The sequence below is a fragment of the Leptospira inadai serovar Lyme str. 10 genome (assembly GCF_000243675.2).
In the GTDB taxonomy this organism is placed as follows: Bacteria; Spirochaetota; Leptospiria; order Leptospirales; family Leptospiraceae; genus Leptospira_B; species Leptospira_B inadai.
Map to the genome: position 1 here is coordinate 788,264 of NZ_AHMM02000017.1, position 22,179 is coordinate 810,442.

15 protein-coding genes are annotated in these 22,179 nt (G+C 45.0%); 10 read left to right on the forward strand and 5 right to left on the reverse strand.

Annotated features, from left to right (window positions below; all coding sequences use genetic code 11):
* The first annotated feature begins 19 nt into the window (after positions 1–19).
* Positions 20–1,465: a DUF2079 domain-containing protein gene (locus tag LEP1GSC047_RS12975; RefSeq protein WP_103186214.1), complete on the forward strand. Its 1,446-nt coding sequence runs from the start codon at positions 20–22 to the stop codon at positions 1,463–1,465.
* On the opposite strand, the gene LEP1GSC047_RS12980 is transcribed toward LEP1GSC047_RS12975, so the two are convergent.
* From LEP1GSC047_RS12980 to LEP1GSC047_RS12990, 3 genes are all read right to left on the reverse strand, one after another.
* Positions 1,462–2,076, reverse strand: coding sequence for a TetR/AcrR family transcriptional regulator (locus LEP1GSC047_RS12980; protein WP_010414225.1), 615 nt, complete (start codon positions 2,074–2,076; stop codon positions 1,462–1,464). The two genes, LEP1GSC047_RS12975 and LEP1GSC047_RS12980, sit on opposite strands and share 4 nt — an antisense overlap.
* Positions 2,077–2,158: 82 nt before the next feature.
* Complete coding sequence (locus tag LEP1GSC047_RS12985; protein WP_010414228.1) at positions 2,159–5,425, reverse strand: efflux RND transporter permease subunit; 3,267 nt, start codon at positions 5,423–5,425, stop codon at positions 2,159–2,161.
* Positions 5,422–6,996 carry a TolC family protein gene (locus tag LEP1GSC047_RS12990; RefSeq protein WP_010414230.1) on the reverse strand — a complete coding sequence of 525 codons (1,575 nt, stop codon included), beginning with the start codon at positions 6,994–6,996 and terminating at the stop codon, positions 5,422–5,424. The genes LEP1GSC047_RS12985 and LEP1GSC047_RS12990 overlap by 4 nt, the downstream gene beginning before the upstream one ends.
* Before the next feature lie 148 nt (positions 6,997–7,144).
* Between LEP1GSC047_RS12990 and LEP1GSC047_RS12995 the strand changes: the two genes are divergently transcribed.
* The 8 genes from LEP1GSC047_RS12995 to LEP1GSC047_RS13035 all read left to right on the forward strand — a co-directional run bounded on the left by LEP1GSC047_RS12995 (position 7,145) and on the right by LEP1GSC047_RS13035 (position 18,563).
* On the forward strand, positions 7,145–7,324 hold the full coding sequence (locus LEP1GSC047_RS12995) for a hypothetical protein (RefSeq protein ID WP_020988638.1): 180 nt from the start codon (positions 7,145–7,147) through the stop codon (positions 7,322–7,324).
* Positions 7,325–7,823: 499 nt separating this feature from the next.
* On the forward strand, positions 7,824–10,118 hold the full coding sequence (locus LEP1GSC047_RS13005) for a PAS domain-containing hybrid sensor histidine kinase/response regulator (RefSeq protein ID WP_010414234.1): 2,295 nt from the start codon (positions 7,824–7,826) through the stop codon (positions 10,116–10,118).
* A 42-nt stretch (positions 10,119–10,160) separates the two neighbouring features.
* A complete protein-coding gene (locus LEP1GSC047_RS13010) occupies positions 10,161–11,153 on the forward strand; it encodes a YheT family hydrolase (protein WP_020988766.1) in 993 nt (330 codons plus the stop codon).
* 130 nt (positions 11,154–11,283) lie between these two features.
* On the forward strand, positions 11,284–12,495 hold the full coding sequence (locus tag LEP1GSC047_RS13015) for an acetyl-CoA C-acetyltransferase (protein WP_010414240.1): 1,212 nt from the start codon (positions 11,284–11,286) through the stop codon (positions 12,493–12,495).
* Between the two features lie 89 nt (positions 12,496–12,584).
* A complete protein-coding gene (locus LEP1GSC047_RS13020; protein ID WP_010414242.1) occupies positions 12,585–12,956 on the forward strand; it encodes a hypothetical protein in 372 nt (123 codons plus the stop codon).
* A gap of 65 nt (positions 12,957–13,021) precedes the next feature.
* The gene (locus LEP1GSC047_RS13025) at positions 13,022–14,389 is read left to right on the forward strand and encodes a TolC family protein (RefSeq protein WP_010414246.1); all 1,368 of its coding nucleotides are present in this window, start codon (positions 13,022–13,024) and stop codon (positions 14,387–14,389) included.
* Positions 14,386–15,414 (forward strand): efflux RND transporter periplasmic adaptor subunit, encoded by a 1,029-nt coding sequence (locus LEP1GSC047_RS13030; RefSeq protein ID WP_010414250.1) that lies wholly within the window; start codon positions 14,386–14,388, stop codon positions 15,412–15,414. The genes LEP1GSC047_RS13025 and LEP1GSC047_RS13030 overlap by 4 nt, the downstream gene beginning before the upstream one ends.
* 2 nt (positions 15,415–15,416) lie before the next feature.
* The gene (locus LEP1GSC047_RS13035; protein WP_010414253.1) at positions 15,417–18,563 is read left to right on the forward strand and encodes an efflux RND transporter permease subunit; all 3,147 of its coding nucleotides are present in this window, start codon (positions 15,417–15,419) and stop codon (positions 18,561–18,563) included.
* Positions 18,564–18,693: 130 nt separating this feature from the next.
* Here LEP1GSC047_RS13035 and LEP1GSC047_RS13040 read toward each other — a convergent pair whose 3' ends face one another.
* Positions 18,694–19,932, reverse strand: coding sequence for an ATP-binding protein (locus tag LEP1GSC047_RS13040; protein ID WP_039934742.1), 1,239 nt, complete (start codon positions 19,930–19,932; stop codon positions 18,694–18,696).
* A gap of 64 nt (positions 19,933–19,996) precedes the next feature.
* Positions 19,997–20,554: a chemotaxis protein CheD gene (locus LEP1GSC047_RS13045; protein ID WP_039934743.1), complete on the reverse strand. Its 558-nt coding sequence runs from the start codon at positions 20,552–20,554 to the stop codon at positions 19,997–19,999.
* Positions 20,555–21,071: 517 nt separating this feature from the next.
* Here LEP1GSC047_RS13045 and LEP1GSC047_RS13050 point away from each other — a divergent pair.
* On the forward strand, positions 21,072–22,179 hold a 1,108-nt coding region (locus LEP1GSC047_RS13050), incomplete at its 3' end, for a hybrid sensor histidine kinase/response regulator (protein WP_155825674.1).

Genomic DNA, 22,179 nt, shown 5'->3' on the forward strand with positions numbered 1-22,179 from the left:
AACGGAAAGAAAGATCCGAATGAGGCGTTTTTTAGAGAAGTATAAGACGGAATTACTTCTTTTTATTGCGTCACTCTTGTACCTCGGATCTCTTTCTTTCTTCGAATATGCTACGCTAAGCCTAGGCTGGCACGATTTCGGATTACAGATTCAGATACTTTCCTCTCCTCGATTCAGCGAAGGTCGATTATGGTCTTACGATTGGGGAGCCGACTTTCTGTCCGTGCATTTTTCCCCCTTACTTTATGTACTTTCCATTTTTTTGATTCCTTTACCGTTCCTAGAATGGTGGCTTATTATCGGTTGCATCGCTTTATCGGTCGGGATCGCCGGCCTGTTTGCATTCTTTCGGCGGGTAACGGGTAACTCGAGCGCTTCTTCTTTTTTTGCCATTGCCTTCCTATTAAACCCCTACGTCACCGCAACTCACCTTTACATGCATTACGAGGTATTTCTTGTTCCCTTATTATCGGGATTTTTACTTTTCGCATGGGAAGATAGAAAGATGCCCGCGTTCGCCTGCTTATTAGGGATTCTTTTATTAAAGGAAGACGGATGGATTTATGCGCTCTCCGGTACTTTTTTGCTGTTAGGTAAGAAACCGTTTCGAACCACATTGGTCTATTTTTTGATTAGCGTCCTTTACTCGGTAATCGCATTAGGTTTATTTAAACAAACTCTTTTTCCGCACTCTTCCGCTTTATTCCTGGAACATTGGGGAAAAACTCCCGTTGCCTTCCTTTTGAATTCGCTGGCAAATCCGTTAGAAATTCTTCGGATTCTTTCGACCGGTTCGGGAAAATTTCTCGCTCTAAGTCTCCTTGCAATACCCGTACTCGCGACATGGAGGTCGATCCCCGGAATCGCAGTCTCGTTTTTGTGGTTAAGTTCGATTTCGCCGGACAGGGCTAGCCTGGCATTTTTTTACGGACTTGCGCCTACACTTCTATTATTTCTGACCATCCCTTTCGCATTCGGAGTATGGGAAGCTATTACCAACCGTATTGGCGACTCTCGAAAATTCGAATTTCTTCTTCCGATAAGCTTGCTGATTACTAGCATCGCTGCCTCGACTTTTCCGAATCCCGCTCTCCTAAGAAGTCCGAATTTACCTGATCTCGCCGCTTCCTTAAAAACGGTCCCCGAAAAGGTTCCGATTCTAATCTCGTTGATAAAACTCCGGGGATATAAAGCGAATACAACATTCTCTTCGTTTAATACGGCTGCTTATGTATTTCAGGGAGGAGAGCTAAGGCTTCCTTATAAAGATTGGGAAGCGGTCCGTGCCAAACAATGGAAGCCAGACTTAGTTGTTCTAACGACCGAGCAGAAAGAGCCGTTATTAAGGGAGGTCACTCCCTCTGAAATGATTCGATTCTTCGATACGAACCTAGAGTATACTTCGATACTTCAAACCAGGAATCTACGAGCCTGGAGGAAGAAATCCTCGTATCTAGCGATCTAATCCGATCGTTTTACGATCCCGTAAAAAATAATATTATCCAATTCTTTGACTAGGTCTCGAATCGTGTATGGAGTCTGGGCCAGAAAGGCCGGGTCAAACATGGCTTCGGTCGAGGCTGCATGGATCAATAAGACTATATCCGGGTTCACGTCCGGGCGAATATCGCCGTTTTTGATTCCCGTTTCGATCATCGTGCGCATCGTTCGATTGATATTCCTTTCCTTCTGCTCCGAAAATAATTTCCAAAGATCGGGGGCCTGATCCCGGATATCCCGCAAAAATTCGTTCATGCCCTGCGGAATTTCCCCGCTGATACATTCGTGCATGGATTGGATTTTTTCTTTGATGCTTTTGCCGGGATCGGATTGGATCTTTTCGATTTTACCATGAATCCTGAGATGTCGGTGAGTCATTAACTCCATGAGAAGGTCGTGTTTATTGGCAAAATATTTGTAAAGAGTCTTACGACTGATTCTCAAAGTCCGGGCGATCTCTTCCATCCGCGTTTTTGCGAACCCGTAGCGGAGAAACAATTCGAACGATTTCTCGAAAATGCGAAGTTTTACATCGTCCGGTTCTGTACTGACTAGCTGTTCCACGACGGTTTGCATTCTAACCTACCCCCTTCCCAATAGGAAACGCTTTTTTAAGGCGTTTCCTTCTGTCCGGGAAGACCTTACAACTTCGTTCCTGTTAAGCATCCGGATTCGGAGCATTTCGTCGAACAAAATTGTTTAATTTTTCGATGTAGGAGAAGGCTGCAGGAACGACGACCAAGGTCAGAACCGTGGAAGAAATCAGACCGCCGATAATGGCGACTCCCATACTTGTTCTCTGTTTCGACGCCTCGTTTAATCCGATTGCTATCGGCAGCATTCCCGCTATCAAAGCGAAGGATGTCATCAAAATCGGGCGGAGACGTTCTCTACCGGCCTCGATGATCGCCTCCCTCATTTCAACTCCTCTTTGGATCAGCTGATTGGTAAAGTCCACTAATAGAATCGAGTTCTTGGTGGCGACTCCGATCAGCATGATCAATCCTATCATGGAGAAGATATCCAGGGATTTTTGGGTCAGGAAAAGCGCAATAAACGCACCGCAAAGAGCCAGCGGTAAGACCAGCATGATCGCGATAGGAGTGATAAAGCTTTCGTAAAGCGATGCGAGAACCATGTAGATGAAAAGGACTCCCAGACCCATAGCGATTCCCATGGAAGTTCCCATTTCCTTAAAATTCTCCGCCTGCCCCGTATAACCGATCCGAATTCCGGGAGGCAGAGGAAGTTCGCTTTGCGTAATCTGAGTAACTTCCTGCATCGCTCCTCCCATTCCGGGACCTTCCGGATTTACGTCCCCGTAGATCTCTACGGATTTATTCCGATTCAATCGATTGATCGTCGCGAGGCCCGTGGTTTCTTCCGCTCGAGCCACGTTCTGGATCGGGATCATCATATTATTAAAGTTCGGAACAAAGGAATTGTAAAAGTTTTCCTTTAAATCTCTCTGTCCTTCCTTTAATCGAACCCGGATGTCGTACTCCACTCCGTTTTCGCGATACACGGCAGGCGTGGTTCCTTCCACCAATGTCCTCAGTTCGGATCCGATGACCGTACCGGGAACGCCTAATAACACTTCTCGGTTTCGATCGGGAACGACTCTAAACTCGGGAGCTCCGGCTCTATAGCTGGTATCCACATCTAGTAGGGCCTTCGATTCCCTCAATCGAGTGAAAAGTTTATGGGCATAATTTTCAACGGCCTGACCGTTCTGACCGCTGACCACAAGAGTAAACGGCCTCTGCCCTCCACCCACATTATCTATATCCTTTACGATCGGGTTGGCGTAGGAAAACGACTCCAATTCTTTCCGGAGAAGATCCTTGAATTCGGAGGTATTCATTTTCCTTTGCTTGGAAGGGACCATTTCCACGAACATAGTCGTCGTCCGATTCGTATTGAACATTGCCACCACAAGGATTTCCTTATGGAGAGCCATGTTTGCATAAACTTCCTGAGCTACTTTAGCCATTTTCTCGACGGAAGTACCGGGGGGCATATCCAAAGTTACCTGAAATTTTCCGTTATCCTGCGCGGGAAGGAACGTCTTAGGAATGTACTTGGTCAGCATCAAGCTGGCTACGAAAATCAAAACCGCTCCGGAGAGTATCAATACGGGTCTCTTCAACGTGAATTTCAAAACGGAAGCGTATCGATCCTCAAGCCATGACTGAAAAATATTGAATATGGATAGAATGCTATCGAGTCCCTTCTCCAAAGCTCCGAAAAAAGATCCGATCAGGCCCAGGCCTTTTCTTATCAGACCAGGTCGATTTTGCTCGCGGGAGATTCTGGAATAAGCCAACGCTTCCAAAGGAGTGATTTCCGATTTTCCTTTCTTCTTTTTCGAAGCTTCCGGTGACGCGGAGATCTCCGAAACTGGAGAAGAGTGATTCGAATTCCCGTGTCCGTGACCGGAGATTTTTCCGCCGAAATAGCTGGAGAGCATCGGGGCGATCGTCAACGCATCATAAAGGGAAATTAATAGAGCGAAGCAGACCGTAAGCCCGAATTCCCGTAAGAACTGACCCACAACCCCACTCACGAAGGCGATCGGCAAGAACACGGCGATGACCGTCATCGTAGTTGCAATGACGGCTAACGTTACTTCCTTCGTTCCGTCGATGGATGCCAGACGAGCGGTCTTGCCCATTTCCCTATGTCTAAAGATATTTTCACGAACGACGATGGCGTCGTCGATCAATAATCCCACTGCGAGACTCAAGGCCAATAGAGTCATGACGTTCACCGTAAAACCGGCGACGGCCATGAGAATAAAGGCGCCTAGCAAAGAGTTCGGTAATGCGAGCCCGGTAATGATCGTGGATCTAACGCTTCCTAAAAATAAGAGCACCACTACGATCGTAAGTGCGATCCCGATCAGAATCGTTTCCTTTACGTCGTAAATATTATCGTCGATCATGATGGAATTATCGTTTGCCATTGCGAGCTTGGGAGTTCCCTCCCTCTTGGCGAGCTCCTTATTTAATTCCCCGACTCTCTTCTTGACTTCCTGAGCTACTGCAACCGTATTCGCTCCGGATTGTTTATAAACCAGCAGAAAGATGGCTTTTTTTCCGTTAAAATAAGCTCTGGAAGTTTCGTCTTCCATCGTGTCTTTTACTTCGCCCAGTTGCCCGATTCTTACGGGAACTTCGTTACCGAATAAAGAGATCGGCGTGTCCCTAATTTCCTGGGGGGATTGAAACTCGTTAATCGTTCGATAGACTAATTCCCTATCGGACTTACTTACTTTTCCCGCCGGAATATTCGTCCCACCGGAAGCCAGTCGATTCGAAACCACCGAGGCCGGAATCATATGCGCTTTCAATTTCGAGCGATCTAGCTCGACATGGATCTCCCTTTTACGACCTCCGTAAATGGTGATATTTCCGACATCCTTTGCGGTCAAAAGATTCTGCTTAATCTCTTCGCTGGCGATATCGAATAAAGTCGCTTCCGGCAGATCCGCCTGTAGTGCAAGAATCAAAATCGGTTGATCCGCAGGATCGATCCTTCGAATGATCGGTTCTTTTGCGTCATCGGGGAGTTTGGGTTTTACCGCAGCGACCTTATCCCGAACCTGCTGCTCCGCGTATTTCACGTCGGTTTCCAGCGTGAATTCCACAATGACGGTTCCGGATCCTTCGCTGCAAGCGGACTTAATCCGCTTTACCCCGGAGATCGTAGATAACTCGTCTTCGACAGGTTTTGCAATCAAGGTTTCGATCTCGTTGGGGGCGGCTCCGGGATAAGGAACGGTTACCGTCACGACCGGAATCGTAACGTTTGGAAATAAATCCACTCCAAGCTTGTTCAAGGATAAATATCCCGTAACGAGAATGATGAGGACCGTACAGGTGATGAATATAGGTCGTTTAATCGACAGTTCTGCGAAGTTCATCGTAAGTCTCCGATAGTTTGATTTAGTACTTCCTCGGGGTCCATTCCATATTTTTGAAATAGAGTTCCCTTGGAGAGTTCGTATTGCACGAGCGCGGTATTATAATTAACTTTTGCTTGCATGAGTCCGTATCTGGCCTGGGCAACCAGATCCAATGCGTTCTTAACATTTACGGATGTGGTTCTTCCAAATCTGTAACGAGGCAGTATTCCCGTATAGAATTTCTCGGCCTGCTCTAAGTTCTTTTTAGACTCTTCCAAAACATCATACGTGATTCTAATTCTTTCCAAGCCTTGTCGAACATCCGTTTTCACTTGGTCCTTGGTCTGTTCTAGAAGAAGGTCTATTTTTTTACTCTGGATTTGCGCGTTTTTAAATTCCGCTCTCGCAGTATCGTTACCGATCGGAGTTTCCATTTTTATTTCCGCAGAGTTTTGAGTATACCGACCGACGCCTACTCCGTTAAAATCCTGGGGAAAATTTCTATCATAGGTTTTTGAATTGTAAGTCCCGCTTATATAAAGAGATGGTAATAATCCATTTTTTGCAATTTCCAAAGCAGAAATCGCATTCTGTCTCTGCAATACTAGGCTTCTAAAATCATACCGGTGCAAAAACGCCTCGTCCATCTCCTGAGCCTCGTTTTTGGAAGGATCAAAACGTTCTTCCAAACTGGTCTCCAATTCAAACGGAGTTTCGGGATCCTTACTTAAAGAAACTAGAAGATCACGACGCGTGCGATCCCGTTCCAATTTTGTTTGTCTGAGTTGGTTTTCCGCCGCGATCAGCAATGCGTTCCATTGTCCCGATTCGTATTCTTCGGCCACGCCCAAACGGATTTTAGAAGAGGTGATCTCTTTTACGTTCTTAACGCTCTTCACTAAAAGCGCGGCGGTTCTCAAATTTTCTTCCGCTAACGACAAATTCCAAAATGCGAGTATGGATTGAACCACCGTCCTCGATAACGCATTCATCGCGTCCAGGCGGCGGACTGCGGAACTACGCTTGCTCATGTCCAAATTTCTTTTTTGTTGATAACCGAATATGTTTTTCAAAAGGTCCTGCTTTAAAGTAAAGCCGATACTCCCGAAATGCAGACTGGGCTGTGCGAATTGTTGGGCAATTGTTCCTTGCTGCTCGGGACGTTTTCCTGCATCCGTTTCGTAACGATTATCGGCGACGGTGACACCCAATGTGGTCCCGCTCGTAAATGCCTTGGAAAGTCCTCCGGAAATCGTATTATTTGTAATATTCCGACCTTGTAATGTATACTGAGGAAGAGGGAGGTTTACCGTCTTTTGCGTATTGGCGGTGATATTTCCGATAAAATTATATTTACCGTTCTCCTTCTCCCAATCGTACTCGGAGTTGTCTAAATCCAATCTGGCGATCTTGGCTTGAACCGAATTTTCCATAGCGTAGCGAATGAGTCTCGATGTGTTCCAAGTCCTTCCCTTCCTGAACTCGGATTCTTGGAGAGATTCCGGAAACAAGGAAAAACCCCAAAAAATCATCCCGACAGAAACGCCTCGGAACAAAAAGATTCTCTTAGAATTCCAATGTTCTTTCATATGACTCCGATTGGAAACAATTTTAGTTTTTTATGTTTCCTTTATTGGAAACAATATTTGTATTTTTTGTTTCCATGTCTACAAAAAATCAATTTTTTTGGCGAATATTTTATTTGATTTTAAGTCTCATTATCGGAATAAAAAATGAATGAGCATCCGTGGCCTAAAACTTCCCAACCAAACCTTTCTCGAGCTGTGTCGAAAATCCTCCCCTGAACCGATTGAGACCGGCAACCCTCTAGGTTCCGAAACGCCTCAATCAACCCAGGAAGGACGAGAATTCGAGGCGGTATCGGAAGCCGAGGGAATACGCCAATCGCAAACGTAAGGCGATTCGTCTTTTCCCGTGTAAATTCGCGCCAACCCGAACCCGGTTCCCGTTGGCGCAGGACTTTATTCGAAAATCGAATCTCGCGCTTGTTTGCTTAAAATGAACTGCGCACCGGAAAAATGGCGGAGAATCTTAGGTAAAGTCGACCAATAAATGATAGAGAACAGTCCAGTCGGTGACCGAATTCAAATGGTTATCGAAATTCCTAGCGAAATTGATTCCTTCCTCTCGGCGCTCGGAGGCGTTCTTGGGACAAAGTCCATCCCACTCCGAAGTCAAAATCGAACCAGGCGGGAATCGAAAGGGAGAGTTTGGAAATTCCTCGTTTTTATGCAAGATCGCAAATTCGAATTCAGAATCGGCCAGGTGTTTGCGGAGATTCCGGTAAATTTTTTGCCGCCTAACCGTCGAAACTTCCGTTAAAATGGTAGAGAATCTAGCTAAAATTCGACCAATAAATGGTGGGGATCCCTCCAGGCGGCGACACCGGATTCAGATGGTTATCGAAATTCCTAACGAAATTGATTCCTTCCTCTCAGTGCTCGGAAAGGCAAAATCGGTCCGATTATTTTTGCTGAAAATTCTCCGGGACGGGGACGATCAGGTTTTTGATTGGAAATTCGCCTACTGCAATGAAGGCGCCGCGGAAAGCTTAAATTTGTCCCTGCACCAAGTGATAGGAAGGACCTTTCGTGAAATACATCCCGGGGTGCTGGAACGAAAACCGGATCTACTGAATTTTATTTCCTCTCTCGCCGCAAAAGGTTCGGAATGGAAAGGCACGCTGCCGTCCAGTGCTTCCGGGAAGCCTTACGACTGCACTCTCTTCTCTCCCTTGGATGATTGGGTCGTCTCCATCACTCAGGATATGTCGTCCGAAATAAAACAGAAGGATATCTATCGCCAGGCAGCCTTAATTAGTACCGAATCCATCTATTATTTCGAGCCCTTTTATAACTCAAAAAAAGACATTATCGATTTTACCTTAACCGAAGTAAATCCTGCGGGAGAGCTCGAATTAGCGCAAAGTAAGGAAACCATTATCGGGAAGGGACTCTGCGAATTGTTTCATATCGATCCGAAATCGGAATTTCTGAATGATTATAAAAACGTTTTTATCAACGGCAGGCCCTTCCAAAAGGAATATACCGTCCAAAACGACGATTCGCTTTCCGGAACTTACTTTCAGCATGTAACCAGCCTACCGGAAGGGATACTGATCGCTAACCGAAATATAACGGAATTGCGGAAAGTCGAACAGGAAATCAGAAGTCAGAAAGAAGAGCTAGAACAAACCTACCAGGCTTCCAACGACGGATATTGGAATTACGATGTCAAGAGTCGGAAACTATTCCTCTCTCGTCGATGGAAGAATATGCTCGGCTACGAGGATCATGAAATAATCAACGATTTGCGCAGCTTGCTTAGGCTAGTCCATCCGGAAGATTCGCATATAATCGCATCCTCGATCTCCAAAGAAAATCTGGAAAAAATCGTAAGATTCAACGAAATCCTACGCTTCAGAAAAAAAGACGGGAACTATCTGTACATCCAGTCTAGGGCCATCGTACTAAGATCGGAAAACGGAGAACCGATCCGGATGGTCGGAACCCATACGGATATCACCAGTATTAAAGAAACGGAAAATGCCTTGGCTCTCGCCAAAGAAAAAGCGGAAGCCGCAGACAGGGCCAAATCGGAATTTTTAGGAATGATCTCCCACGAAATGAGAACTCCTCTGCATGGTATTGCCGGAATGGCGAATTTACTCGAGCAAACTTCCCTCGATCGTTCACAACGGGAATTTCTGAAAGATCTAGTTTCCTCTACGGATATACTCACGCAGTTGATAGACGATCTCCTCGAAGTAATAACGTTGGACAATCCTAAAATTAAGATTCGGGAAGAGACCGTGGATCTGTCGGCCATGTTAACTCATTTAAGCGGCTTAATCCTGCCGAAAACCGCGGCAAAAGGATTGGAATTCAATCTTAAAACCGAAGCGAATGTTCCGACTTCCATCCTAGGGGATCGATTTCGCATCGAACAGATCCTCCTAAATTTCATCACGAATTCGATCAAGTTCACCGAAGTCGGATCCGTCGATTTGCGACTGGCATTGGAAGAAACATCCATCGTCTTCAAAGTCATAGATACCGGAATAGGAATTTCAAAGGATGCGTACGAACGAATCTTCGAAGCATTCCATCAGGAGGACCTAGCATATACCCGCAAATATAAAGGAGTAGGCTTAGGGCTTTATATATGTAAGAAACTCGCGGAGAAAATGGGAGGCGTAATTAATTTGGATTCGGAACAAAATCAAGGTTCCACATTTACGCTAAAACTTCCCCTACGAATATCCGATCGACCGGCAATCGTCGAAACGAAAGCTTTCACGAAAGAAATTCCGAAGCTTCCTTTCCTAAAAGCGTTGGTCGTCGACGATAACGAAATCAATTGCAAGATTCTTTCCAAGCTCGTGGAAAAGACCGGAGCAAAAACGGTATTGAGCTACGGCGGAGAGGATGCAGTAACCCGATTCAAAGCCGATCCGAAGTCGTTTAACATAATTTTTTTGGATTTGCAAATGCCGGGAATGGATGGGTACCAAACCGCAGACGCGATCCGCGCCGCGGGAGAGTTCGGTCGGAGCGTGGATATCATAGCAGTGACGGCAAGTTCCTTTTCGGAAACATATATGGAATGCGTCGAACACAGGATTACGGGATTTTTAGGTAAGCCTTATAATCCCGAACAGCTCTATTCAATTTTAGAAAAGTTTCTTTAAGGATTGCTTGCTTGCAAGAGTCAAAACGGTTATCCTGCGAATATGGAACATCTTCGTCCATTCAATCCACCGATTCACCTTAGACATCCTTTCATACAAACGGTTCTCGCTTCCTTACTCAAACAAAAAAAGCCGAATCACCCGATGGATCGCGGGGCTAGACCGGTAGTGTTGGACGCCGGAAAAGGAGTCAAATTAATCGGCCATTATTCGAAAGCTCCCGAAAATAAGGCGCTCTTGATTTTGATCCACGGTTGGGAAGGAAGCATCGATTCCAATTACATCCAAAGAACCGGAAGAAAATTCTTCGAGAGGGGGATCTCAATTTTTCGATTGAACCTACGCGATCACGGCGAAACCCATCATCTGAATCCGGAACCGTTCAATGGAAGTTTGATTCGAGAAACATACGAGGCCGTCCGGAAAGCCGCCAGAGAATACGGGAAAAAAATTCCGGTCTACATCGCAGGATTTTCTCTCGGCGGAAATTTCACGCTTAGAATCGCTAGAGAGCATTCGAAAGGAAAACATCCGGTACCGAATTTAAAGCATTGCATCGCAGTCAGTCCCGCTCTACATCCCAAAAGCGCTACGGAAATGATGGATTCGAAATTGATCATCGGAAAATATTTCAGGGACAAGTGGAGAGCCTCGTTGGCCAAAAAGAACGTTCACTTTCCCGAGCTGCATCCGTATCCGGAAATCATGCAGGGAAAATCGGTGATGGAAATGACCGATAGAATCATATCAAGCACCCATCAATTCAAGACTACCGACGATTATTTTCTATCATACACCTTGGGCTCCAAGGATTTTAAGGGACTCAAAGTAGCTGTAACTATTGTTACATCGGAAGACGACCCGATTATACGTCCGAACGAATTTCGCGAACTCCCTTCCAACTCTAGACTCAAGATCCTTATCCAGAAATATGGAGGACATAACGGCTTTTACGAAAATCTAAAAGGTGACTGTTGGTATTTCAAAGTTTTAGAAACCATCTTCCATCAAAAAACAACTTTAAAACAGGTTTAGAGTCCAAATTAGAATGATCGTAAAAGAACTTGCTTTTCCGCCCTTTGCGATAAATTGGAACCGGAATGCATCTCGTTCTTGAACAACGGTTCAAAATAAGACGAACGCCTTTCGTTATAGGAGATATATCATGTCCAATGCATATGTAATCGATGCCGTACGCACCCCCCGCGGTAAGGGAAAAAAAAGAGGAACCCTGGCATCCATTCACCCTCAAGAACTGTCCGCCTCGACCCTAAACGCAATCAAAGAAAGAAACGGATTAAAACCTGAAATCGTGGAAGAGGTAGTCTTAGGTTGCGTCTCACAAGTGGAAGACCAGGCAGCCTGCATCGCACGTTATGCGGTCATGGCCGCACAATGGCCGAATTCGGTTCCGGGATATACGGTAAACCGTTTTTGCGGATCGGGACTCCAGGCGGTCAATAACGTGGCCAATCACGTGCAAGCGGGAAGCATGGACGTGGCTTTAGGAGGAGGAATCGAGTCCATGAGCCGGGTCAAAATGGGCGCGGATATGGGAGAAAGGGATTTTAATGTAGGAAATGCTAATATAGCAAAACATTATAATTTAGTTCCTCAGGGAATTTCCGCGGATTTAATCGCCACTAAATATAATATTTCCAGAGAGGATGCCGATCGATTCGCGGAATCCTCCCAATTGAAAGCGGACAAGGCCATCAAGGACGGCGTATTTAAGAAATCCATAATTCCCGTTAAGTTGGAAGACGGGACCGTCGTCGATACCGACGAGAATCCTCGCATCGAGTCCGATTACGCATTCCTTTCCGGCTTGGGTGCGGTATTTAAAACGATCGGAGAAAAGGAACTGGACGCAATCGCATTACGTTCTTATCCCGAAGTTCAAAAGATCAACCATATTCATACCTTGGGAAATTCTTCCGGAATCGTCGACGGAGCCGCATCGGTTCTCATAGCCAACGATGACGGAATTAAAAAATACGGCCTTAAACCTAGAGCCAAAATCGTCGCAATGGCTTCGACAGGGGAAGACCCGACCATCATGCTGACCGGCCCCGTATCCGCCTCGAGAAAGGCACTTCATCTAGCCGGTCTAAGAGTGGAAGACATCGATATTTGGGAAATTAACGAGGCGTTTGCGTCCGTCGTTCTTTATACCCAACGGACTTTAGGCATCCCGCTCGAAAAAATTAACGTTAACGGCGGATCCATTTCTCTAGGCCATCCTCTCGGCGCGACCGGCGCGATTTTATTAGGAACCGCATTGGATGAATTAGAAAGACGTAAACAGCGTTATGCGCTCATTACTCTTTGCATCGGCGGAGGAATGGGAATCGCTACGATCATCGAGAGAATCTGAGTTCATAAGGAAAATTGCGCCTAAATTCCTTCGAGTTCGGCGCAATTTTCTTCTTTCCTTCCTCGGCCCACCAAATATTATAATTCAGAATGAACGTGTTTCGCCGAATTCGACCTCTTTTCTACGGATTCCTGCCGATCTTTCTGTTCAATTTTTCCTTCTTTTACTTTTCCCAGGCTCAAATTTCCGTTTCTTCCCATCCGGACGGCCAATACAAATCCGCTTATTCCAAATTTTCCCCATTTAAAAAAGCGTTTCGCCTATTTCAGGATGAGGAAGAGGACGACGGCATCAATTCGGTCTGGATGCCCGATTCCTCCGAATACGATTCCGAAAACACGAATTCCGAGTTTCAGTCCTTCAGAGTTCCGTCTAGAATCGAATTCGAATCGACCGTCGATAGCTCTTATTATCTACTTTCCGATCTCCTCTTAAACATTCCACCGCCTAGCAAAACCTGACATTTCGATCATATTGTCGGGCTTCGTCGCAAATTTCGAACGGAGTCGTCTAGGAGCTTTCTTTAATGCACTTATACAAATGCGCGATTACTGCGCCCACTATCACCGCCTATCTTTTTTTAGCGATTATAGGGCCGAGGGATGTGATTTCATCCGTCCCTAAACTCGACTCATCGGATCTTCTCGAACAAAATTCCCGGGAAGACATGCACCTACCTCTAAAAAGAAAATTAAGTCTCAGAGAAGCGGAGGAATTATTCCTTAAAAATAATCTCTCTCTTATTTCCTCCAAATTCGAAATCGAAGCGAAAAAGGCCGAAATTCTGCAAGCCCAACTATGGGATAACCCGAGCATCGCGATCGATCAGAACATCTATAATCGGCAGACCGGAATCTATTTCGATACTACCAAGAACGGAGAAACCGCGATTCAAATCCAACAATTATTCCTGATGGCAGGAAAGAGAGACAAACGAGTACGCTTGGCAAAGTGGAATAAGGAAATCTCGGAGCAGATATTCTACGATACTTTACGTTCTCTTAAATTAGAACTTAGGACTACGTTCTTTCAATTGCATTTCGCCAGACAATCCATGGAATTCTACAAGGAAAGCATACCGGCCATCAAAAAAACGATCTCGGGAGCGGAAAACGTATATCGAAATCGGAATATTCTTCTCTCGGAATTATTAAGGTTAAAATCCCTACTCTTTCGTTTGGAGAACGATAGATCGAAAATAATCCAGATAATTTACGAAAAGGAGGCCGCCTTAAAGGTCTTGTTAAACGAACAGGCTACCATCGAGTACGAGATATTTCCGGAATTTACGGAACATGCGAACTCGGAATATTCGATCCTTTCCCTGGATACGAAAGAGATAATAAAATCCGCAATCGAACATAGGCCCGATCTTAAAAGCCTCGAACTATCGGTAAAAGCCGAACAAACCAATCTTTCTTTGCAAAAGGCGATGGTGATTCCGGACGTCGCTCTGGGTGGAAGCTATGACCGAGCCGGAAATTATATCAATAACTATTACGGGTTTACGGTATCCACTTCCATTCCTCTTTTCGATCGAAACCAAGGAAACATCAAGGCTGCAGAGATGATATTGAATTCCAAGAAAGTCGCCTACGAAGAACAGCTTTTAAAAGTGAAGGCGGAAGTCCGGGCCGCCTTGGAAATAGCGAGGGACAAGGAACGGTTACTAAGGAATTACGGGAATTCCTTTACGAAGGATTATAAAGGCCTCGCAGGATTAATGATAGAAAATTACGGAAAAAAATACATCACCATATTAGAATTTGCGGATTTTTTCGAATCTTACAGCGAAAGCACTCTTAATATGATTCGGCTTCAATCGGATCGGATCGAAGCGGCCGAATCGTTGAATTTTTCGATCGGAAAAACGGTGGCGGAATTAGGCAAATGAAGATCTATCTATCCGAGATATATTCGCAATTCTTAAAACGTAAAAAAGGAATTCTTCTTCTGTCATTGCCCGTCTTCGCGGGAACGTTCGTCGCCTTTCATGCATTTAGCGACAATAAAGGAAATGAATTTTGGCGAAAGGAGCAAAATCGAATTCCCAAAATTTCGGAGCAAGGCAGGCTGATTTCTTTTCCTCCCGATTATCCTGGTTTGACTAGATTTTCGTATATCACCGTCGGAGTCGGGAATGCGTCTTTTTCGGTTATCGCTCCTGCAAGAGTCGTCGCCAGCATCAAAACGTCCGTCAACTCGGGAGAAAAGATCATTCTTTTCGATTCCCCCGAAACCACTCAGCTCTTCTCGGAATACAAAAGAAACAGGGCCACCGCAATCAAAGGACTCAAAGATCTGATGAGAGTGCGGGATATGTACGCCAATCAGGCCGCTACCGGTCGGGACGTGACCGAAGCCGAATCCAACTTTGCCGTCACAAAGGCGGAAGCGGATGAATCAGAATCCAAGCTGAGAACGATCGGCCTAAATCCGAAAGAGCTGGATAACGTAAAGGGCCCCGCTCTTTGGTTGATATGCGACGTACCGGAATCCCAGTTAAGCGAGGTACAAAAAGGCGAAGAGGTTCGAATTCAGTTATCCTCCTTTCCGGGTAAAACTTTCGTCGGACATGCGGAGGCGATAGGCGACGCGATAGATCCCGTTTTAAGAACCGTAAAAGTAAGGGTAACGATTAAGAATCCCAAAGAAAAGATCCTCCCGGGAATGTATGCGAAAGTCGATTTCGGAGATCCACACACTTCGGTCATTTTACTTCCGAATCGGTCGATTCTTACGGTCGACGAAAAAAATTACGTTTTCGTAAAGGAAGGAACGGGATCCTTCCGCCGACGCCAAATCATACTGGGGACCTCCGGAGAAGCTAGTACGATCGTAACCGACGGTCTTTCGGTCGGTGAAACGATTTTGATCGAAGGCGTGATTTTACTGAAAGGATTAAGCTTCGGGTTTTAAATATGATCGAACGACTCATCGAAGAATCCTTAAAAAATAGGATCCCCACTCTCGCGCTGGCCGTCGCAATCATAGGCTTCGGAATTTGGTCCTGGGTTAGCCTTAAAAAAGAAGCGTACCCCGATGTCGGAGATACTCAGGTTACCGTAATTGCCCTTCTTCCGGGAAAAGCGGCTTTGGAAGTCGAACGAAGAATCACGCTGCCCTTAGAACGAGGATTGAATTCGGTTCCCTACGTTTTAACGCGTAGATCCAAAACGATTTTCGGACTTTGCGTTCTTCAATACGTATTCGAAGAAGGAGTCAGCGATTTTGTCGCAAGACAACTCTTATTGGAAAGATTGCAGGCAATCGAACTTCCTACGGAAGCGAACGTTTCCCTTGCCCCTCTCACCGGTCCGGTCGGCGAGATCTATCGATATACGATCGAGGCGTCGGAAAATTGGACACCGATGGATTTGAGAACTCTACAGGACTGGGTGGTGGTACCTTCCTTGCGCCAAACTCCCGGAGTGGCGGACATTCTGAACTTCGGAGGTTTGGAAAAACAATATCATATCATCACTTCTCCGAATCGATTATTGCGTTATGATTTGAGTCTATCGGATTTGCTGGATGCGATCCGTTCCAATAATAGGAATACGGGAGGAAACGTACTGACTAGAGGAGATCAAGGCTTTGTTGTCCGAGGTCTGGGCGCGATACAAACAAAAGAAGATATTCAAAATATAGTCGTAACTGCCGTATCGGGAACTCCTATCTACGTCGAAAACTTGGCTTCCGTCGAGGAATATCCCAGACGACCGGATGGAATTTTCAATTATACTCTTCGTGACCCAGTAACCGGAGAGATAAAGACAAGAGACTCCGGAATCCAAGGAATTATTGCGATGCGTCGGGGAGAGAATCCGTCCGAGGTGATCGAAAGGGTTTACGAAAAAGTCCGATACATCAATTCCAATCTACTTCCTCAAGGTGTGAGATTGATCCCCACTTATGATAGGACCGAATTGGTGAATTATACGGTTCAAACCGTTCGAAGTACGTTATTCGAGGGAGTAAGCATCGTAGTCCTCGTATTGGTATTCTTCCTCGGAAACGTACGGTCGGCTCTCGTGGTCGCAAGCATGATACCGATCTCGTTACTCTTCGCTTTTATCATGATGAAGTTAACCGGAATCCCCGCTAATCTACTTTCCCTAGGCGCGATCGACTTCGGCATCATCGTCGACGGCGCGGTCGTGATGGTGGAGAATATATATAGGAGGTATTCGCTTGCTAAACGAGCGTCCAAAACCGGACTCCAATTTACGGAGTTATTAAGTATTACGCGTGCATCCACGGTCGAAGTAGGAAGGGAAATTTTCTTTTCCATCGCAATCATCATCTTCGCCTATCTTCCTATTTTCACTTTTCAAAGAGTGGAAGGGAAACTATTTACACCGATGGCTTTTACCTTGTCGTTTGCGATCGTCGGAAGTTTATTGTTTACTCTTACGTTAATTCCGGTACTGATGTGCCTGTCGTACAAAGCTAAAATGGAGTCGGCGGATCCGAGCGAGATGGAATGGAGAAATCCGACGTTGGATTGGATAAAATCCTTTTATCGTCGCTTGCTCTCGCGACTATTAAACTCCACCGAAAAAACGGTAATTTATTCCCTGTTTGCGGTCGTAATCATAAGTGCATTCGGATATTATAAATTAGGAACGGAATTTCTGCCCGATCTTGACGAGGGATCGATCAATATCCGCTGCTTCTTTCCGGTAGGAATAAATCTGAAAACTTCGGAGCAATATCTTCCCGTTATTCGGGAATCGATTCTGAAACAGGAACAAGTCGGTTCCGTCTTAAGTCAGCTCGGACGAAACGACGAAGGAACCGATCCCTACGGACCGAATCGCCTGGAAATTCTAGTCGGTTTAAAAAATTACGATCTGTGGCGGGAAAAGATAACGAAGAAGGAACTCCTTCAAAAATTGAAAGTCGGATTGCAAGAAGACTTACCCGGGGTTCAATTCGTATTTTCTCAACCGATCCTGGATAACGTAACCGAAGCGGTGACGGGTAGCGTATCCGATTTAGCGATACTTCTAAGCGGAGAAGACCTGGGCCTACTCAGAATTCATGCCAAAAAAATATTGGATATCGTTCGAGAGATTCCCGGAGCGACCGAATCCGGACTCGAACAGGAGTCCGACCAGGCGCAATTGACCGTTACCATCGACAGAAAAAAATCGGCTCGTTTCGGAATCAACGCATCAAACATACTCGATACGTTGGAAGCCGCGATCGGAGGAACCGAAGTCGGAACGTTATACGAAGGCTCGAAACGATTCGACATCATGGTCAGGTATTCCACGGACTATCGCTCCTCGTTGGAATCGGTCAAAAATCTTTTAGTAACGTCTCCTTCGGGAGGAAGAATACCGTTAAGCGAACTGGCTTCCATAGAGCTGAAAGACGGGCCGACTATCATACAAAGGCAGGACGGGAAGCGGCAGATTTCCGTTCGAACGAATATCCGCGGGAGAGACCAAGGAAGATTCGTGGAGGAAGCCAAAAGCAAGGTGGAGAAATTAATTTCACTCCCGGATGGAATCGGTATCCGATGGGGAGGGCAATTCGAAAACCTAACCAGAGCGGCCGCCAGGTTAAGAATCATAATCCCGGCCACACTTTTAGGAATCTTCTGCATATTACTCGTAATATTCCGGAATGCACGTTATGCTCTATTGGCAATGTCCGGCGTACCCATTTCTATCGCAGGCGGAATCCTGGCGTTGTTAGTACGGGGAATTAATTTCTCCGTCTCGGCAGGAGTCGGTTTCGTTTCACTTTTCGGTATTGCCGCCATGACCTGCGTTCTATTCGTATCCCGCATGATTCGCCTACAAAAGGAAAATCAAACGGAGACTCTCAGATCGTCCGTGTTGGCCGCAGCCGACCTACAATTTACGCCTAGAGTAATGACGATTCTTTTGGCCTTACTAGGACTATTGCCGGCCGCAGCCGCATCGGGAATAGGATCGGATGTGCAAAGGCCATTGGCAACGGTCGTCGTCGGAGGCTTAACGGCGGAATTATTTTCGCTCGTCTTTATTCCTTCTCTCTTCTATCTTATCAACCGGAAACGCTATCGAAATTAAAAATATATCCATATTATTAGTATAAAATATTATAACATTATCAAACTTTTATATTTCCGGAATAAACCGAGTTCCTATCCGAAACGGAATTGGTCGTAAGCGCCGATGGGCGCTTAAAACGGATAAAAACTTAACTGACTACAGGCAGGCGAATCGTCAGACATATCCCTTCTTTTTTATTCTCGTGTAAATTCAAATTGATCGTCTGTAAGTGAACTCTTCCGCCGTGAAGCTCGACCAGTTTTTTTACGACAGACAAACCCAATCCCATTCCGAATTCCTCCTGATCGTAACGCTCATCCATGAACTTTACTCCCCTATAGAACGGTTCGAAAACGAGATCTTCATGAAATTCTTGAAGATAACCGGGAAAGGGGGGATCGTTAATTACCTTCAATTGAATTTCATTGCCGATCTTCAAAACCAAGACCATTATATTCGATTTTTCGGGGGAATATTTAAGGGCGTTAATCAGAACCTCGCGTATGATTTTCTGAAACCAAACCTTCTTTAGCCTGAGTTTATTGGATAAAATATGCAAATTATCTGATATAAGAAACTTCTGGCCCCGGAACTGAACGGATGGTTCGATCTCGTCGATTAATTCCCGTAGGCAATCTATCAGATCTCCGACCGTTGCGGTTTCCTCGACTTTCAGACTTTCCTCGAAGAGAGCCTGGGCCGAAGATAAGAATCGAGTGAATTTTCCGGTGCTATCCACGGAATCTTTAAGTAAATCGAAAAGATTTTCCCTAATTTCGACGATTCCTTCGACTTCATTATGCTTCGCTTTTGTAATGATCATGGATAGAACGCTCATCAGACTTCCGATACCCGTTCCTTGCATAAGCGTAATGTTAATCTGCTTTATCGCTAAATCCATCCATGATGAGGACGAATAACGATCCTTTAATGATTGCTTCCAGTCGAATATTTCCAAAGCTTTTCGGTAAAACTCCATTTCGGCGCCAAGCAGCTCCTCCCCTCTGACGAGATCACCCGACTCTTTCCAAGTCGCAGATTGAGGAGCCCCATCGATAGGCAGGAAAAGAGTGAATAATTTTCCACCTTTCGAATTCGCCGAATCTAAAACAGAGCTAATCGTTTGAAATACCTCGTACGAGCCGTCTTCTCTCCGTAAACGCTTTAGAATTTCGTAGTGTTTGATTTCGCCGGCCTGCGCTTTTTTCAGGAACTGTTCCTCATGCTCCCTATCGACCGAATGGATCCAATCAAAATAGCTCTCGGGTAAATCGACATTCGGGTCCCTGCCTAACATCGATAAAAACGTCGGGCTAAATTCCAAAATTTTCCCGGACCAATCGGTTACAATCGCGCCGGATGTCAGAGTTTGAATAATAGGATTCAGGAATGCTTCTCCCTAATTAAGAATTACGGAAATAAAGTTGTTATACTATGATACGAACAATCAATTAAAAAAAGATGACAGAAGAATGTCCCGTGATGTTTCTTTCCAATTCCCTAAGATATTCTTGTTCCTGACGTTCGATCGTTTTTCTTTCAAAATCAGTCCTTTCGCGACGGACAAAAACTTCCGCAGTATCGGAAAAAAAGCGCAAGTTCCGATAGAATTGACCGCCGACTTCTTCGGCAATGATCGGAATTTCTTCCCCTTCTAAAAAACTTCGAGCAAAGTAAATATTCTTAGCTCCAATGGAAAGCTCAGGAGACATAGTCATTATCTGACCGCCGCCTATTATTTTAGCGCTAAGATTTTTTCTAGGTATCCCTCTTTTTACGAACTCGTTAATCAATATCTCCATCGCATGGACACCGAACCTTGTCGAAAAATCCGTGTTAGTATCCGACGGACTACCGGGTAAGAGTATATGATTCATACCTCCAAAACGACTTACCGAATCGAAAAGACAAACGGAAACACAAGAACCTAAAAGGGTTTTCAATTCAACCGGTTCTTCGGAAAAAAAGTATTCTCCCACATAAATTCTTTGAATTGGCCGATCGGTCATCGAGTTCCACATATTTCTTACTACCACCGATATTAAAATTACAAAAACAAAAACTCGCAACAGCAACGATACGCTGAAAGATAGTTTCAACTAACTCGAAAGATTTAGGGACATCATTTAAACCAAAAGAGTATAAATAAAATTCATTATTCAAAAACGATATTAATCATAATCCATCAATCCAATTTTCATAATCTCCCGATTAGTCGAAAAATTTCTCCCGTATTACCGAACGGAATATTCTCTAATTTTTCTCGTTCCAAATTTTAGAGAATTGCATTTTTAAGGATCACATCGTCGAATGTAACCGAAACGACGATCCTTCTAAACTCAATACAAATAAGCGTACTAAAGGAGAGATCCCGTGAAGGAATCCGTTATCGACCAATTTTCCCGCGCTCGGGAAAGTCACAAGCATAGAGGTAAGATTTTGTTCTTTTGTCCGGATACAGAGAAAGCAAAAACACTGCAACGCGAAACTCACGCATACCGAATAGATTCTACAATCTGCCGGACGATGCAAGAAGCATTAGAAAAAGTGCAAACAACCAATTACGATGTGATCTATGCAAGCTACCCGATGGAAGACATCGATCCTTTTTTGCACGAATTGCAGATTAAGGAAGAAAAGCCAGAACTGATCTTTTATTTAAAAAAACCGAATCTTAGGCAGGTCGTGGAAGCGATGCGGCGAGGAGCGTTCGATTGCGTGGAGGAAGATTCTTCGATCGAAGTTCTTTTAGATTCCTTACATGCCGCATTGGAGAAAAGTCGATTACAGAATATTGAAAAATCGATAGAAAGGAATCGGCGGATAAAATTAAAGGAGGAATTGGATTGGAATAGCTACAGAAAGGAAATCGTACGCCGGGATTTTTCACGTCAAGACGGGCACCTAATCAGTAGCATACGGACATCGTTGAGTCAAGGCTCCGGCTTCGGGTCCCTGCTATCCGCGATCGCACTCTTAAAACGGAAGGCGAAAAATAACGGCATTCATTATGAAGTGCCCTCAGGATTGGTGGAAATTCTCCTTTCCAACGCGGAGAGCGCGAGGAAAATCATCGATTTTTTCGAAGAGATAGAATACATAATCAACAATCCGCAGGAAAAATCCAATTTCAGTGTCTCGTTCGTTCATTCCCTATTTCAAGACTCGGTAAAGTCCGTTCAAGCGTTCGCAAATCAGCGATCGATACGGATAAAACTCTGCGAAGATAAGTTTAAGGGAATCGGACGATTCGTAAAATTGCACCCGCAAAGTTTTCGAAAAGCGATCGAAGAGCTATTACTGAATGCGCTGAAATTTTCGGAACCCAACAGTTCCGTATACATATTATTCGAATTATCGAAGGAAAAATTACGGATTTCGATGTTGAACTCCCCTCGACCCGAAACGGAAATGCGAAGCGGCATTCCTCGAGAATTCACCGAGTTCATATTCCAGCCCTTCGTCAGATTGAGTAAGATAGTCCACGAAGACGTCCCCACCCTGGATTTCGGACTCGGCTTAACGCTGGTGGAAAAGATAATCTCCAATCACGGCGGCTCCATCAAGATAGGAAACGTAGAAAGTTATATTAATTCAGAATATAATAATATTCTAATTAATATAGAAATGGAAA